Origin of the sequence: Janibacter cremeus, assembly GCF_029395675.1 — a bacterium.
Lineage (GTDB): Bacteria > Actinomycetota > Actinomycetes > Actinomycetales > Dermatophilaceae > Janibacter > Janibacter cremeus_A.
This window is the reverse complement of record NZ_CP115184.1, coordinates 1295879-1310944: the sequence shown is the minus strand read 5'-3', so window position 1 is coordinate 1310944 and position 15066 is coordinate 1295879. Positions and strand designations below refer to the sequence as shown.

The window sequence follows — 15066 nt, the reverse complement described above, 5'->3', positions numbered from 1 at the left end:
GCCGGGTACGGCGAGGCTACCGCGATGGATCACAACGGGATGTTGCCGTGATCACCACGTCGTGCGGGCGCCTCGGCCAGGGCCGCGGCGACGGCCGAGCGGGTCCGGGTCGGCTCGATGATCTCGTCGACCACCCCGATCTCGACGGCGCGCGGCAGGCCTCCGGAGAGACGGTCGTGCTCGTCCGCGAGCTCCTGCTCGACGGCGGCGCGCTCCGACTCGTCGACCTCCGCCAGTCGCCGGCGGTGGAGGATGCGGATGGCAGCCACGGAACCCATGACCGCCACCTGCGCGTCCGGCCAGGCGAAGACCTTCGTGGCGCCCAACGAGCGGGCGTTCATCGCGATGTAGGCACCGCCGTAGGTCTTGCGCGTCACGACCGTCACGCGCGGCACGACGGCCTCGGCGAAGGCGTGCAGCAGCTTGGCGCCGCGGCGCACGACGCCGTCCCACTCCTGGCCGACACCGGGCAGGTAGCCGGGCACGTCGACGAGGACGATGAGCGGCACGCCGAAGGCATCGCACATCCGCACGAAGCGTGCTGCCTTCTCCGCGGAGGAGGAGTCCAGGCAGCCTCCGAGGCGCATGGGGTTGTTGGCGACGACACCGACGGTGCGACCGCCGAGCCGGCCGAGCGAGGTGACGATGTTGGGCGCCCACCGTGCGTGCAGCTCCTGGACGGGGCCCGCGTCGAGCAGCATCTCGATGAGCGGGTGCACGTCGTAGGCGCGCTTGGTCGACTCCGGCAGCTGCTCGGCCAGATCAACATCGGCGACGTCGCCGACATTGAACGTGCCCTGATCGGAGAGCAGCTCGCACAGGCCCCCGGCGCGGGCATAGGCGTCGTCGATGGACTCGGCGAGCACGTGGACGACACCGGAGCGCCGGCCGTGGGGCTCGGGTCCGCCGAGGCGAAGGGCGTCGACGTCCTCTCCGGTGACCGACCGGACGACGTCCGGACCGGTGACGAAGATCCGCCCCTCCGGGGCGAGGATGACGATGTCGGTCAGCGCCGGCCCGTAGGCGGCGCCGCCGGCGGCGGCACCGATGACGACGGAGATCTGGGGGATCTTCCCCGAGGCCCGCGTCATGATCGCGAAGACCTCACCGACGGCGTGCAGTGAGACGACGCCCTCCGGCAGCCGGGCGCCACCCGAGTGCCACAGACCGACGACGGGCACGCCGTCGGCCAGCGCGCGCTCATAGGCGGTGACGACGACCCTGCAGCCGGCGACGCCCATGGCACCGCCCATGATGGTGGCATCGGAGGAGAAGACGACGACGGCCCGGCCGTTGACGGTGCCGGTCGCGGCGAGCATCCCGGAGTCGTCGTCGGCGGTGATCAGCTCGAGCGAGCCGTCGTCGAGGAAGTCGGCGAGACGGTGGTTCGGGTTGCGGGGGTCCTCTTCGCGGGGGACCTTCACCCGCTTGCCGACGGAGGCGGAGGCGGCGTTGGGCTGGCGCGTGCTCATCAGTAGCTCCCGAAGGCGAGCGCGACGTTGTGCCCGCCGAAACCGAAGGAATTGTCCAGGACGAGCAGGTCGCCGCTGGGCAGGTCGCGAGGTGCGTCGCGCACGATGTCGAGGTCGACGGCCGGGTCCAGGTTCTCGATGTTGATCGTCGGCGGTGCCGTGCGGTCCCGGACCGCCTGCGCGGCGAAGACCGCCTCGAGGGCGCCGGCGGCGCCGAGCAGGTGCCCGGTCATCGACTTCGTGCCGCTGATGGCCATGTGGTCCGCCTCCGCGCCGAAGGCCCGCCGGATGGCAGCGACCTCGGCGACGTCACCGACAGGAGTCGAGGTCGCGTGCGCGTTGATGTGGCAGACGTCCGCGGCGGTGGCGCCGGCGTCCGTGACCGCGTCGGCCATGGCGCGGGAGGCGCCGGCGCCCTCGGGCTCGGGGGCGGCGATGTGGTACGAGTCGGCGCTGACACCCGCTCCGGCGAGGGTGCAGATGATGTTCGCGCCGCGGGCCTTCGCGTGCTCCTCGGACTCCAGGACGAGGATCGCACCGCCCTCGCCGAGGAGGAAGCCGTCCCGGTCGACGTCATAGGGCCGCGAGGCGGTCTCCGGGGAGTCGTTGCGCGTGGACAGGGCCTGCATCTGGGTGAACCCGGCGATCGGCAGCGGGTGGATGGAGGCCTCGGAACCGCCCGCGATGACGACGTCCACCAGGCCCTCACGGATCAGGTGCAGCCCGTAGGCGATCGACTCCGCACCGGAGGAGCAGGCGGAGACGAGGGTGTGCGCCCCGGCGCGGGCGCCGAACTCCAGCGAGACCGTCCCGGCGGCGCTGTTGGGCATGAGCATGGGGATCGACAGCGGGTAGACGCGGCGGGCCCCCTTGGTCCGCAGGGACTCCCAGGCGGACAGCAGCGTCTGGACGCCGCCGATGCCGGTGCCGACGGCGCTGGCGAGGCGCTCGGGGTCCACCTCGGGGGAGCCGGCGTCGGCCCAGGCCTCACGGGCGGCGACGAGCGCGTACTGGGCGAAGGGGTCGAGGCGCTTGGTCTCGACCTTCTTCAGCACCTCGGTCACGGGTGTGGCGAGATGCGCGGCGAAGGACACCGGGAGCTCGTAGTCCTCGACCCACGAGGCGTCGAGGGGGCCGGCGCCGGAGCGCCCGGCGAGCGCGGCCTGCCAAGTCTCCTCGGCGGTGCCGCCGAGCGGGGTCGTCGCACCGAGGCCGGTGACGACGACGGTGGGCCGGGGAGAGGTCATGTGGGCTCCTGTAGCAGCGGGATGGGGAGAGGGGGTGGTTCCCCCCTTCGCTCGTGGCGAAGGGGGGAGGTCACCGGACTCAGGCGGCCTGGTTGGCCTTGATGTAGTTGACGGCGTCGCCGACGGTCTTGAGGTTCTTGACCTCCTCGTCGGGGATCTTGGCCCCGAACTTCTCCTCGGCGGTGACGGCGATGGTCATCATCGACAGCGAGTCGACGTCGAGGTCATCGGTGAAGGTCTTGTCAGCGGTGACCTCGGACGTGTCGACGCCCGTCTCCTCCGAGACGATCTCGGCGAGGCCGGCGAGGATGTCCTGCTCGGTGTGAGCCATGTCGGTTCTCCTTGTGTGTGGGTGTTGCGGGGATCGTGGGGGTCCGAGGTCCCGTCGGACCAACGGGTGAATTAGGGGAGGGTGACGACCTGCGCGGCCCAGACGAGGCCGGCGCCGAAACCGATGAGCAGGGCCAGGCCGCCGGACGCGACCTCGCCGTCACGCAGCATCCGGTCCATGGCCAGGGGCACGGACGCGCCCGAGGTGTTGGCGGTGGTGCGGATGTCGCGGGCGACGGGCAGGTCCTTCGGCAGACCGAGCTCCTTGGCCATCTGGTCGATGATGCGCACGTTGGCCTGGTGGGGGATGAAGGCGGCGAGGTCCTCGGCGCGCACGCCGGCGGCGTCGAGGGCGCGCTGGGCCTCCTTGGCCATCGACCACACGGCCCAGCGGAAGACGCTCGGACCCTCCATGATGATCGCCGGCCAGGGCAGGTCGCGGTCTTCGCGCAGCTCCATCCACGAGCTGCGCGAGGTGATCAGGGCCTTCTTGTCGCCGTCGCTGCCCCACACCGTCGGGCCGATCCCGGGGGTCTCGCTGGGGGAGACGATCGCCGCACCGGCGCCGTCGCCGAAGATGAAGGCGGACCCGCGGTCCTCCGGGTCGGTGAAGTCGAGCATCTTCTCCACGCCGACGACGAGCACGTGCTCGGCCGAGCCGACACGGACCATGTCGTTGGCGACGGAGAGCGCGTGGCAGAAGCCGGCGCACGCGGCCGAGAGGTCGAAGGCCGCGGCCCGCGAGCCGAACCGGGCGGCGAGCTCCGGTGCGGCTGCCGGGGTCTGGTACGGGTGGGTCACGGTCGCGACGATGACGACGTCGATCTGGTCGGCGTCGATGCCGGCGTACTCCAGGGCGGCCCGGGACGCGTGCTCCGACATGTCGACGACGCTCTCGTCCGCTGCCGCGCGGTGGCGCGACTCGATGCCGGACCGCTCGCGGATCCACTCGTCGGAGGAGTCGATCGCCTCGATGATCTCGCTGTTGGGCACGACCCGCTCGGGGCGGTAGCTACCGGTACCGGTGATCCGCGCGTGGCGCAGCTCGGTCGGGACGGTGATGGCGCTCATGCGACCGATCCCTCGGGGTGCAGGCGCACGAGCGGCTGACCGGGGGAGACGGGGTCGCCGTCCTCGACGAGCCACTCCACGACCGTGCCGGTGTGGTCGGCGAGCACCTCGCGGGTGTCGCGGAGGGAGGAGATGCGGGCGACGACGTCACCGGCCGGCACGGTGGCCCCCGGCTCGTTCGCGGTGATCTGGACGGTGCCCTTGACGGGGGCGGTGACCAGGCGCCACGTGGGCTGCGAGGCGTCGCGCTCCGTGCCGTGCTCCCGCACCATGCGGTGGGCGGCCTCGAGGTCGTCGGGGGTCTTCAGCGCGAGGAGCTCGACGCCCTTGAGCCCGCGCTTGGCCAGCCCGGTCAGGGCGCCGGCCGGCGGGATCTCGATGATGCCGGTCACGCCGAGGTCGCGGAGGGTCTCCATGCACAGGTCCCAGCGCACCGGGTTGCTCACCTGGCGCACGATGCGGCGCAGGACCTCCTGGCCCGAGTGGAGCATCTCCCCGTCGACGTTGGAGACGAGCGGGACCCGGGCGTCGTGGGTGGAGACGGCGCGGGCGAGCCGGGCCATCTCGTCGACGGCGGGGGCCATGTGCTCGGTGTGGAAGGCTCCGGCGACCTTCAGGGGCATGACCCGGGCCTTGGCCGGAGGGTTGTCCGAGAGCGCCGCCAGCTGCTCGAGGGTGCCCGCGGCGACGATCTGGCCGGCACCGTTGACGTTGGCCGGGGTGAGGCCGTGGGACTCGAGGCTGCGGGTGACCTCGTCCGGGTCGCCGCCGAGGACGGCGCTCATGCCGGTCGGGGTGGTCGTCGCCGCCGCGGCCATGGAGCGGCCGCGCTCACGGACCAGGACCATGGCCTGCTCGGCGCTGATCACCCCTGCGGCCGCGGCCGCGGTGATCTCGCCGACGCTGTGGCCGGCACCGGCGCCGACGACGCGGAAGCCGTCGGCCGGGTGCTCGAAGAGCGAGAGCAGCGCGAGGAGGCCGGAGGCGACGATCAGCGGCTGGGCGACGGCCGTGTCCTTGATGGTCTCCTCGTCGGAGGTCGTGCCGTGGGCCTCGAGGTCCATGCCGGCGACGGCGGAGAGCCAGTGGAGGCGGTCGGAGACTCCGGGGAGTTCGAGCCACGGGGCGAGGAAGCCGGGCGTCTGTGAGCCCTGGCCGGGACAGGTGATGGCGAGCACGTCTCAAGACTCCATGGCGAAGGGGGTGCCGCGCGAGGTCGACCCCGCCAGACATTCACCGCAAGACTTTGGAGGAATCCTCCAAGATTGCGCCGAGGCTGAGCGCCACCCGCACGGTGAAGGCCTCGTGCGGGGTCGTCAGGTCGTACCCGATGATGTCAGTGATCCGCCCCAGCCGGTAGCGCACGGTGTTCACGTGCACGTACAGGGCGCGGGCGGTCGCCTCCAGGCCGGGGGAGTCGAGGTGCGCCCGGGCGGTCTCGAGCAGGCTGGGGTGCGCGGCCAGCGGTGTGGCGACGGTCTCGACGAGTGCCGTGCGGGCGAGGGGGTCGCCGGCGACGGCGCGCTCGGCCATCAGGTCGTCGGCCGCGACCGGTCGTGGCCGGCCCGGCCAGCCGTGCGCGACCACGTGGGCCGCCACCGCGGCGTGGGCGGAGACCGCGCCCTCGGCGAGATCCCCGACGAGCGGTCCGTGGACGAGATCACCGTCGGCGAAGCACTCGGCGAGCTCGCACGCCCGCACCCTCGGGTCGCTGACGTCGCCGACCACGACCACGAGTCGGGCGCCCTGGACCCCGGCGAGGACCGGGACGTCGAGGCGCTGGGCCACCCGGTGCACGGCGCCGACGGCCCCGGCGGGGTCGTCACCCTCGGGAGAGTGTGGCGAATTGCCCACCAGCACAACGATGTTGGTGACCGCGTCCCAGCCGAGGGCGGCGGCGCGCGTACGGATCGACTCGTCGACCTCACTGCGCATCACCGCGTCGATGATCAGCGACTCCAGCCGCGCGTCCCACGCCCCGCGCTGCTCCGCGGCCTGCGCGTAGACCATTGCCGCGCCGAAGGCGATCTCGCTGGAGTAGCGCAGCACCGCGACCCGCAGGTCCGTGACGTCACCGGGGCGGGCCAGGTCCTCCACGCGCTCCTCGACCGCCTCGACGACGGTCCGGGCGAGCTCGAGGGTCTGGGCGAGGCTGATGGTGCGGGTCAGCTCTGCCGGTGCCGCGCCGAAGATGGTGCGGGTGTCGGCGTGCCTGGTGCCGTTGAGCCAGTCGATGAAGTTGGCGATGCCGGCCTGTGCGACCAGACCCACCCACGATCGCTCCTTGGCGCCGAGCCTGGCGTACCACTCGTGCTGGTCCTCGAGCCGCCGCGTCGCGGCGGTCGCGAGCTCCCCGCCCTTGCGCCGCACCGAGCGGCGGGTGGTCAGGGAGACGAGGCCACGACGCGACATGCGCGCAGTCTATGTGTGAACAACACAAGACCGTTATCAGTCGGTGCCGAACTCCATGGCCGCGCGGTCGAGCGCGTCGTCCTCGTCGTCGACGCCTGCGGCCGCAGGATTGGCGGCGATCTGGTCCCCGCCGCCGGCCTCGAGGTCGCCCATGATCTCGAGGTAGCCACCGCTGAGCTGGTCCTGGGCGGCGTAGACCTCGAGCTTGCTGCGGCTGTCGGCGATGTCGAGGTTGCGCATCGTCAGCTGCCCGATGCGATCGACGGGTCCGAAGGCGGCGTGCTCGGTGCGCTCCATCGAGAGCTTGTCCGGGTGGTAGCTGAAGTGCTCGCCGGACGTGTCGACGATGGTCCAGTCCTCACCGCGACGCAGCCGGATGGTCACCTCACCCGTGACGACGGAGGCGACCCAGCGCTGCAGGGACTCGCGCAGCATCAGTGCCTGCGGGTCGAACCACCGGCCCTCGTAGAGCAGGCGGCCCAGGCGCCGGCCCTCGGCGTGGTAGCTCGCGATCGTGTCCTCGTTGTGGATCGCGTTGACGAGGCGCTCGTAGGTGATGTGCAGCAGCGCCATCGCCGGGCCCTCGTAGATGCCGCGGGACTTCGCCTCGATGATCCGGTTCTCGATCTGGTCGGACATGCCCAGGCCGTGGCGGCCGCCGATGTCGTTGGCCGCGCGCACCAGCGCCACGGCGTCACCGCCGAAGTCGTCGCCGTTGATGGCGACCGGACGGCCGCGCTCGAACCTGACGGTGACGTCCTCGGGCTCGATGGCCACGGACTGGTCCCAGAAGGGGACCCCCATGATCGGGGTGACGATCTCCATCGAGGCATCGAGGTGCTCGAGGGTCTTGGCCTCGTGGGTCGCACCCCAGATGTTCGCGTCGGTGGAGTAGGCCTTCTCGGCGCTGTCGCGGTAGGGCAGACCGCGCTCGGTGAGCCACTCGGACATCTCCTGGCGTCCGCCGAGCTCGGTGACGAAGTCGGCGTCGAGCCACGGCTTGTAGATCCGCAGCCCCGGGTTGGCCATGAGGCCGTAGCGGTAGAAGCGCTCGATGTCGTTGCCCTTGAAGGTCGACCCGTCACCCCAGATGGAGACGTCGTCCTCCTTCATGGCGCGCACGAGGAGGGTGCCGGTCACGGCGCGGCCCAAGGGGGTGGTGTTGAAGTAGGTGCGACCACCGCTGCGGATGTGGAAGGCGCCGCAGGCGATGGCGGACAGCCCCTCCTCGACCAGGGGGCCCTTGCAGTCGACGAGCCGGGAGAGCTCGGAGCCGTACTGGCCCGCGCGACCCGGGATCGACTCGATGTCGTCCTCGTCGTACTGGCCGAGGTCAGCGGTGTACGTGCACGGCACCGCCCCCTTCTCGCGCATCCACGCGACGGCCACCGAGGTGTCGAGACCGCCGGAGAAGGCGATGCCGACACGTTCACCAACAGGGAGGGATGTGAGTACCTTGGACACGCGCCCCACCCTAGGACCTCCGTGCCGCAGCCGACGACCTGCCGTCACCCACCGGTCATCCAGTGGACACGCTGACGTCCCACCGTGGCCGTCCGTACTGCCTACGCTCGGCGTGGTGAGCACGGACATACTCGTCCTCGCCCATCGTGGCGCCTCCGGCTACCGGCCGGAGCACACGCACGCGGCCTACCAGCTGGCCGTGGAGATGGGCGCCGACTACATCGAGCCCGATCTGGTCATGACCCGGGACGGTGTCCTCGTCGACCGGCACGAGCCGGAGATCGCCCAGAGCACGGACGTCGCCGAGCACCCCCGGTACGCCGACCGGATGACCGCGAAGGAGGTCGACGGAGTCGTCGTCACCGGGTGGTTCGCCGAGGACTTCACCCTCGAGGAGCTGCAGGGCCTGCGCGCCACGGAGCGCCTCGCGCGGCTGCGGCCGGAGTCCGTCACGCACGAGGGCTGCCTGAGGGTGCTGACCTTCGACGAGGTGCTGCAGCAGCGCGCGCACCTGACCCGCACCAGCGGCCGCACCATCGGGATCGTGCCCGAGATCAAGCACTCCACCTACCTGCGTGGGCACGGTTTCGACCCCGAGCACGAGGTCATCCGCCTGCTCGAGAAGCACGACCTCAACTCGGCCACGGCCCCGGTGTGGCTCCAGTCCTTCGAGCCGACCGCCCTGCGGTCCCTGCGCACTCGGGGCTACCGCGGTCGGTCCATGCTCCTGACCGAGGCGCAGGGAGCCCCCTTCGACCTGCGCGAGCAGGGCACCACCTGGGCGGAGCTGACCACGCCCCCGGCCATGGAGCGGCTCGCCCCGTGGGTGGACGCGTTCGCGCCGGCGAAGGAGCAGGTCATCCCGTGGACCCCCGAGGGCGCCCTGGGGGAGCCGACCCGCCTCGTCGACGATGCCCACGAGGCCGGTCTCGAGGTCTTCCCGTGGACCTTCCGCGCGGAGAACGCCTTCCTGCCCGCCGACCACCGCATCGGCGCCGGTCCCGCCGCCCACGGGCGCATGGGTGACGAGGTCCTCGCCCACCTGGAGGCGGGCGTCGACGGCATCTTCTGCGACCACCCCGACGTGGGCGTCGAAGCCCGGACAAACTTCCTCGTCAGTGGGTGACGGTTTTGCAGGTGCCGAGAGTCGCTCGACAGGAGAGCGGCCTTGCGCCGCTATGGTCGCTGGCTGGTGTTCCGGTACGGAGCCCAGGAAGGACCAGAGACAATGCGAATCCCTCGACGTCTGGTCGTGCCATTTACCGGGGCCGTTTTGGCCGTCGGCGGGCTATCCGCCTGTGAAGGGCAGGCCGCACCCGAGGCGACCACCAGGTCGGACTCGGCTTCGAGCCCGATCGACCGGGGAAGCCGAACAGCTCCCGTCAGACCGCTCGTCATCGCCCACCGGGGCGCCTCTGGCTACCGACCGGAGCACACCCTGGCGGCCTACGAGTTGGCGGTGGAGATGGGCGCCGACTACATCGAGCCCGACCTCGTCATGACCAAGGACAGTGTTCTCGTTGTCCGTCACGAGCCGGAGATCACTGCGACCACGGATGTCGCCGAGCACCCGGAGTTTGCGGACCGAAGAACGACCAAGAAGGTTCACGGCAAGCCGGTCACCGGGTGGTTCGTCGACGACTTCACTCTCGAGGAGTTGAAGACGCTGCGGGCGACGGAGCGGCTCGGGCAGGAGAGACCGACGTCGGCAAGGTTCGACGGCCATTTCACGATCCCGGCCTTCGAGGAGGTGCTCGTGCAACGGGAAGTGCTGGCGCGCGAGAGCGGCCGTCAGATCGGCATCATCCCGGAGATCAAACACTCAACCTATCTCCACGACAACGGTTTCGACCCGGAGGCGGAGCTGACTCGGCTCGTCGACAAGTACTCGCTCAACAGCGACGATGCGCCCATATGGGTCCAGTCCTTCGAGTTGACCGCCCTGAAGGACTTGCGGGCGCAGGGCTATCGCGGAAAGTCCACCTTCCTGACATCCAGACGTGGTGGTCCCTACGACCTGAGACGGCAGGGCACCACGTATGCCGAGTTGACGACCTTCGAGTCCATGCGCGGCCTGGCTCGATGGATCGACGGCATCAGTCCCGATAAGAAGCAGATCATTCCATGGGAAGCAGACGGGACACTCGGGGAGGCGACGGCGTTGGTGGCCAATGCTCATGCTGCGGGCCTCGAGGTCACGCCGTGGGGATTTCGCGCAAGTGACTCATCCCTTCCCGGGGACCCGCGCACAGCTGCCGATTCCACCGAACGAAGTCGCATGGTCGACGAGGTCGAGTCCTACCTCCGGGCTGGCGTGGACGGTGTCTTCTGCGACCAGCCAGACCTCTGCGTGCAGGCGCGCTCGCAGTTCGTCACCGCTCGCTGAGGCCGCGCCGCGAGTCGTCGCGGCCACCCACTCCTCGAACAATTATGGTTAGGCTTACCTAATCTCATTGAAGAGGAGGGCACATGAGCACATGGGCACGACGGGCCAGGACGATCGTGGCGAGCGCCGGATCGGTGGAGGTCGGCGTCGCCGGGCAGGGTCGCCCGCTCGGCAGGCACGCCGTGACCCCCACCGGGGCGCTGCTCTTCTCCCTCGGGGAGGCCGCGCCGGCGTGCGCCCATCTCGTCGTGGCCGGGACGTCCGGGCCGGACATCCTCGCAACCGCAGCCGACGTCTCCGGCGTGAGCCATCCCGGCCGGGTGCGCGGGCTGGTCCGTCTCGGTGGCCGTGCCGAGGTGCTGCAGCGCCCGGTCGACGAGCAGCTGCGGTCACACCTGGGGGTCACCGAGGACGGTCTGGTCGCCCGGCTGGTTCCCACCTCGATCACTCTCGACTGGCGCGTGGAGGTCGAGGGTCTGCGCGAGGTGGTGCACGTGGAGGCCGAGGACTACACCGCCGCCGACGTGGACGCCCTCGCAGGGTGGCAGGACGAGTGGATGGTCCACCTCGACAGCCACCATCGTCAGGACCTGCGCCGGCTCGTCGCCGGCGTCGTCCCGCTCCACGAGTCCGGCGTCGTGCGGCCGGTCCTGGCGGACGAGACCGGGCTCGTCGCGCGCGAGAGCACGCCCGACGCGGGGGACCGCGACATCAGGGTCCACTTCCCGCACGTGGTCCGGTGCGGCTGCCAGGCGGTGCAGGCGCTGACGGGGATGCTCGCGGTCACCCGCTAGTCCCCGCACTCGTGCGAAGGGGGTGCCCGCGCCGTGATCGGCGGAGGGCACCCCCTTCGAGGTGGTTGCTGCGCGACCTCAGGCGTCGCCGCCGGCGTTGCCGGAGGTGCCGGCGTTGACGTCGAGCAGGCGGTACTTCTCGGCGGCCTTGCCCGGGACGTCCTCGGCGACCCAGCCGCGGTCGGCGAGCATCTGCAGCGCCCGGACCGCCATCGACGGGCCGTCGACGTGGAAGTACCGGCGAGCGGCGGCACGCGTGTCCGAGAAGCCGAAGCCGTCGGTGCCCAGGGCGGAGAACTCCTCCGGCACCCACGGCCGGATCTGGTCCTGGACCTGCTTCATGTAGTCCGAGACGGCGACGATCGGGCCGACGGAGTTCTCCAGCGCACGGGTGACGTACGGCGTGCGACGCTCGTTCTCCGGGTGGAGGTAGCGCTCCTCGTCGCACCGCATCGCTTCGCGGCGCAGCTCCGTCCAGCTGGTCACCGACCACACGTCCGCGACCACGCCCCAGTCCTCGCGCAGCAGCTCCTGCGCATCCAGGGCCCACGGCATGCCGACACCGCTGGCGAGCAGCTGGCAGCGCGGTGGGGTGTCCCCGAGTCCGGAGTCGTCCCCGGCCGCGTAGCGGTACATGCCCCGGAGCAGCCCGTCGACGTCCAGGCCCTCGGGCTCGGGCGGCTGCACGATCGGCTCGTTGTAGAGGGTGAGGTAGTAGACGACGTTGCGCGCCATGTCGGTCTGGGGCGCGTCGCCGCCGTACATCCGCTCCAGGCCCTGGCGCATGATGTGCGCGATCTCGAAGCCGTAGGCCGGGTCCCAGGACACGACGGCCGGGTTCGTCGCGGCCAGCAGCGGGGAGTGCCCGTCGGCGTGCTGCAGCCCCTCACCGGTCAGCGTCGTGCGGCCGGCCGTGGCGCCGAGCATGAAGCCGCGCGACATCTGGTCGGTCGCGGCCCAGATGAAGTCACCGGTGCGCTGGAAGCCGAACATCGAGTAGAAGATGTAGACCGGCACCATCGGCTCGCCGTGCGTGGCGTAGCTCGTCGCCGCAGCGGTGAACGCCGCCACCGAGCCGGCCTCGTTGATGCCGGTGTGGAGCAGCTGCCCCGTCTCGGACTCGCGGTAGGCGAGCATGAGGTCGGCGTCGACCGAGGTGTAGTTCTGCCCGTGCGGGTTGTAGATCTTCTTCGTCGGGAAGAAGGAGTCCATGCCGAAGGTGCGGGCCTCGTCCGGGATGATCGGCACGATCCGCTCGCCGAACCCCTTCTCCCGCATGAGGTCCTTGAGCAGGCGCACCCAGGCCATCGTCGTCGCGATCTCCTGCTTGCCCGACCCCTTGGCCAGCTGCCCGTACTTCTCCTTCGCGGGCAGCGTCGGGGGCTCGTAGTCGACCCGGCGCTCCGGCAGGCCTCCGCCGAGCTTCTCGCGGCGCTCCTTCATGTACTGGATGCCCTCGTCGTCCTCGCCCGGGTGGTAGTAGGGCGGCAGGTACGGGTCCTTCTCCAGCTCCTCGTCGGAGATCGGGATCTGCAGGCCGTCGCGCAGGCCCTTGAGGTCCTCGATCGTCAGCTTCTTCATCTGGTGGGTGGCGTTGCGACCGGCGAAGCTCGAGCCCAGGCCGTAGCCCTTGATCGTCTTCGCGAGGATGACCGTCGGCTGGCCGGAGTGCTCCATCGCGGCGCGGTAGGCGGCGTAGACCTTGTTGTAGTCGTGGCCGCCGCGCTTGAGCTTCCACCACACGTCCGCGTCGGACCAGTTCTCGATCAGCTTGCGCGTGCGCGGGTCGCGGTCGAAGAAGTGCTCGCGCACGTACGCGCCGTCGTTGGCCCGGAAGGTCTGGTAGTCGCCGTCGGGCGTCTGGTTCATCAGGTTGACCAGGGCGCCGTCGTGGTCGGCGGCCAGCAGCGGGTCCCAACCGCGGCCCCAGATCACCTTGATGACGTTCCAGCCCGCGCCGCGGAACTGCGCCTCGAGCTCCTGGATGATCTTGCCGTTGCCGCGCACGGGGCCGTCGAGCCGCTGCAGGTTGCAGTTGACGACGAAGGTGAGGTTGTCCAGCTCCTCGAAGGCCGCCGTCTGCAGCAGGCCGCGGCTCTCCGGCTCGTCCATCTCGCCGTCACCGAGGAAGGCCCACACGTGCTGCTCGGAGGTGTCCTTGATCCCGCGGTTGTGCAGGTACTTGTTGAACTGCGCCTGGTAGATCGCGTTCATCGGGCCGATGCCCATGGAGACCGTGGGGAACTCCCAGAAGTCCGGCATCAGGCGCGGGTGCGGGTAGGAGGGCATGCCGGTCTCGGAGTCGCCGGCCAGCGTCGCGGCCTCCTGCCGGAAGCCGTCCATCTGCTCCTCGCTGAGACGGCCCTCGAGGAAGGCGCGCGCGTACATGCCGGGGGAGGCGTGCCCCTGGAAGAAGATCTGGTCGCCGCCGCCGGGGTGGTCCTTGCCCCGCCAGAAGTGGTTGAAGCCCACCTCGTACATCGTCGCCGCGGAGGCGTAGGAGGAGATGTGGCCGCCGACGCCCACTCCCGGGCGCTGGGCACGGTGGACCTGGATCGCGGCGTTCCACCGGATCCAGGCGCGGTAGCGGCGCTCGACCTCCTGGTCGCCGGGGTACCACGGCTCGTTCGTCGGGGAGATGGTGTTGACGTAGTCGGTCGTGGTCAACGACGGGACGCCGACGCTCTTCATCCGGGCCCGCTCGAGCAGCCGCAGCATCACGTACCGGGCGCGCTCACGCCCCGCCTCGTCGATGACGGCATCGATCGACTCCAGCCACTCCGCCGTCTCGTCGGGGTCGATGTCCGGCAGGTGGGTGGGGATGCCGTTGAGGATGGGGCCGTCGCTGAGGTGATCGGCAGATCCGGGCACGTCGTCGTCCTTTCCGAAGAACACTCCCGGGGGGTGTCGGGAGACACAGTCATCTTCCCTCCCCCGTGTCGCGCGTCACAAGCCGGGGTCGGGGAACGGACGGGAGCGACGTCCCGGTCAGCCGGTGACGCGCTCGGGATGGGCGTACGCGGTGGCCCTCGGCTCCCGGACGAACCCGAGCAGGGTCAACCCGCTGCGCTCGGCGACCTCCACGGCCAGGGTGGTCGCGGCCGAGACGCAGGCGAGCACCGGGGCGCCGGCCACGGCCGCCTTCTGCGCGATCTCGAAGCCGGCCCGGGAGGAGACCAGCAGGACGTGCCCCCGAAGGGGGAGACCCCCTTCGCGCGCGGCCCACCCGATGACCTTGTCGACGGCGTTGTGCCGACCGATGTCCTCCCGGACCACCAGGAGGCGGCCGTCCGGGTCGAGCAGAGCGGCGGCGTGGACGCCACCGGTGGCCTCGAAGACCTTCTGGCGCTCGCGCATGGCCGCCATCCCGGCGTGGATGTGCTCCAGCGAGTGGCGGGCCGGGTCGTCGGAGGGGGAGTGGGGGAGGGCCTCGAGCAGGTCGTCGACGGAGGTCGACCCGCACACCCCGCACGCGCTGGTCGCGACCTCCGTGCGGGCCGTCACGGGGCGCCGCAGCGAGACCCCTGCCGCGAGGGTGACCTCGACGACGTTGAAGGTCGGCGAGCCGTCCGGACCGGTGTCGGTGCAGTGCATCATCGCGGCGACGTCCTCGGCGTCCCCGATGAGCCCCTCGGCCACCAGGTGCCCCAGCGCGAGGTCGAAGTCGTCACCCGGCAGGCGCATCGTCGTGGTCACGGTCGTCGACGGAGGCCGCAGCTCGCTCGGTGCACCACCCGCGGCCAGACCCGTGGCCGGGAGGGAGGCCACCCGGATCTCCAGGGGCTCCTCGACGGCGAGCGACTCGATCCTGCCGACCGAGCGGTCGCCCATGCGCTGCGCGCGCAGCCGCTGCGTCATCCGTCCCATGGACCCGCCTTCGCTCGCCTGAC

12 protein-coding genes are annotated in these 15066 nt (G+C 70.9%); 3 read left to right on the top strand and 9 right to left on the bottom strand.

What is annotated here, in order from left to right; genetic code table 11:
- Nucleotides 1-29: 29 nt before the first annotated feature.
- The 7 genes from O9K63_RS06045 to argG all read right to left on the bottom strand — a co-directional run bounded on the left by O9K63_RS06045 (nucleotide 30) and on the right by argG (nucleotide 7996).
- Complete coding sequence (locus O9K63_RS06045; RefSeq protein ID WP_277241478.1) at nucleotides 30-1472, bottom strand: acyl-CoA carboxylase subunit beta; 1443 nt, start codon at nucleotides 1470-1472, stop codon at nucleotides 30-32.
- The gene (locus O9K63_RS06040) at nucleotides 1472-2719 is read right to left on the bottom strand and encodes a beta-ketoacyl-[acyl-carrier-protein] synthase family protein (protein WP_277241476.1); all 1248 of its coding nucleotides are present in this window, start codon (nucleotides 2717-2719) and stop codon (nucleotides 1472-1474) included. The genes O9K63_RS06045 and O9K63_RS06040 overlap by 1 nt, the downstream gene beginning before the upstream one ends.
- A gap of 79 nt (nucleotides 2720-2798) precedes the next feature.
- The gene (locus O9K63_RS06035; RefSeq protein WP_277241474.1) at nucleotides 2799-3050 is read right to left on the bottom strand and encodes an acyl carrier protein; all 252 of its coding nucleotides are present in this window, start codon (nucleotides 3048-3050) and stop codon (nucleotides 2799-2801) included.
- Between the two features lie 71 nt (nucleotides 3051-3121).
- The gene (locus O9K63_RS06030) at nucleotides 3122-4120 is read right to left on the bottom strand and encodes a beta-ketoacyl-ACP synthase III (protein ID WP_277241472.1); all 999 of its coding nucleotides are present in this window, start codon (nucleotides 4118-4120) and stop codon (nucleotides 3122-3124) included.
- The gene (locus O9K63_RS06025; RefSeq protein ID WP_277241470.1) at nucleotides 4117-5298 is read right to left on the bottom strand and encodes an acyltransferase domain-containing protein; all 1182 of its coding nucleotides are present in this window, start codon (nucleotides 5296-5298) and stop codon (nucleotides 4117-4119) included. The genes O9K63_RS06030 and O9K63_RS06025 overlap by 4 nt, the downstream gene beginning before the upstream one ends.
- A gap of 55 nt (nucleotides 5299-5353) precedes the next feature.
- Complete coding sequence (locus O9K63_RS06020; RefSeq protein WP_277241468.1) at nucleotides 5354-6532, bottom strand: PucR family transcriptional regulator; 1179 nt, start codon at nucleotides 6530-6532, stop codon at nucleotides 5354-5356.
- A 36-nt stretch (nucleotides 6533-6568) separates the two neighbouring features.
- Nucleotides 6569-7996: an argininosuccinate synthase gene (gene argG / locus O9K63_RS06015; protein ID WP_277241465.1), complete on the bottom strand. Its 1428-nt coding sequence runs from the start codon at nucleotides 7994-7996 to the stop codon at nucleotides 6569-6571.
- Nucleotides 7997-8111: 115 nt separating this feature from the next.
- On the opposite strand from argG, the gene O9K63_RS06010 reads away from it, so the two are divergent.
- From O9K63_RS06010 to O9K63_RS06000, 3 genes are all read left to right on the top strand, one after another.
- Entirely contained in the window at nucleotides 8112-9122 is a 1011-nt protein-coding gene (locus O9K63_RS06010; RefSeq protein WP_277241463.1) for a glycerophosphodiester phosphodiesterase family protein, read from the top strand.
- 102 nt (nucleotides 9123-9224) lie between these two features.
- Nucleotides 9225-10382, top strand: coding sequence for a glycerophosphodiester phosphodiesterase family protein (locus O9K63_RS06005; RefSeq protein WP_431190364.1), 1158 nt, complete (start codon nucleotides 9225-9227; stop codon nucleotides 10380-10382).
- An 83-nt stretch (nucleotides 10383-10465) separates the two neighbouring features.
- Entirely contained in the window at nucleotides 10466-11176 is a 711-nt protein-coding gene (locus tag O9K63_RS06000) for a hypothetical protein (protein WP_277241460.1), read from the top strand.
- Nucleotides 11177-11254: 78 nt separating this feature from the next.
- Here the strand turns inward: O9K63_RS06000 and aceE are convergent, their stop codons facing one another.
- Together aceE and fdhD are read right to left on the bottom strand one after the other, a co-directional pair.
- The gene (gene aceE / locus O9K63_RS05995) at nucleotides 11255-14047 is read right to left on the bottom strand and encodes a pyruvate dehydrogenase (acetyl-transferring), homodimeric type (protein ID WP_277241458.1); all 2793 of its coding nucleotides are present in this window, start codon (nucleotides 14045-14047) and stop codon (nucleotides 11255-11257) included.
- 117 nt (nucleotides 14048-14164) lie between these two features.
- On the bottom strand, nucleotides 14165-15043 hold the full coding sequence (gene fdhD / locus O9K63_RS05990) for a formate dehydrogenase accessory sulfurtransferase FdhD (protein WP_277241456.1): 879 nt from the start codon (nucleotides 15041-15043) through the stop codon (nucleotides 14165-14167).
- Nucleotides 15044-15066 lie beyond the last annotated feature (23 nt).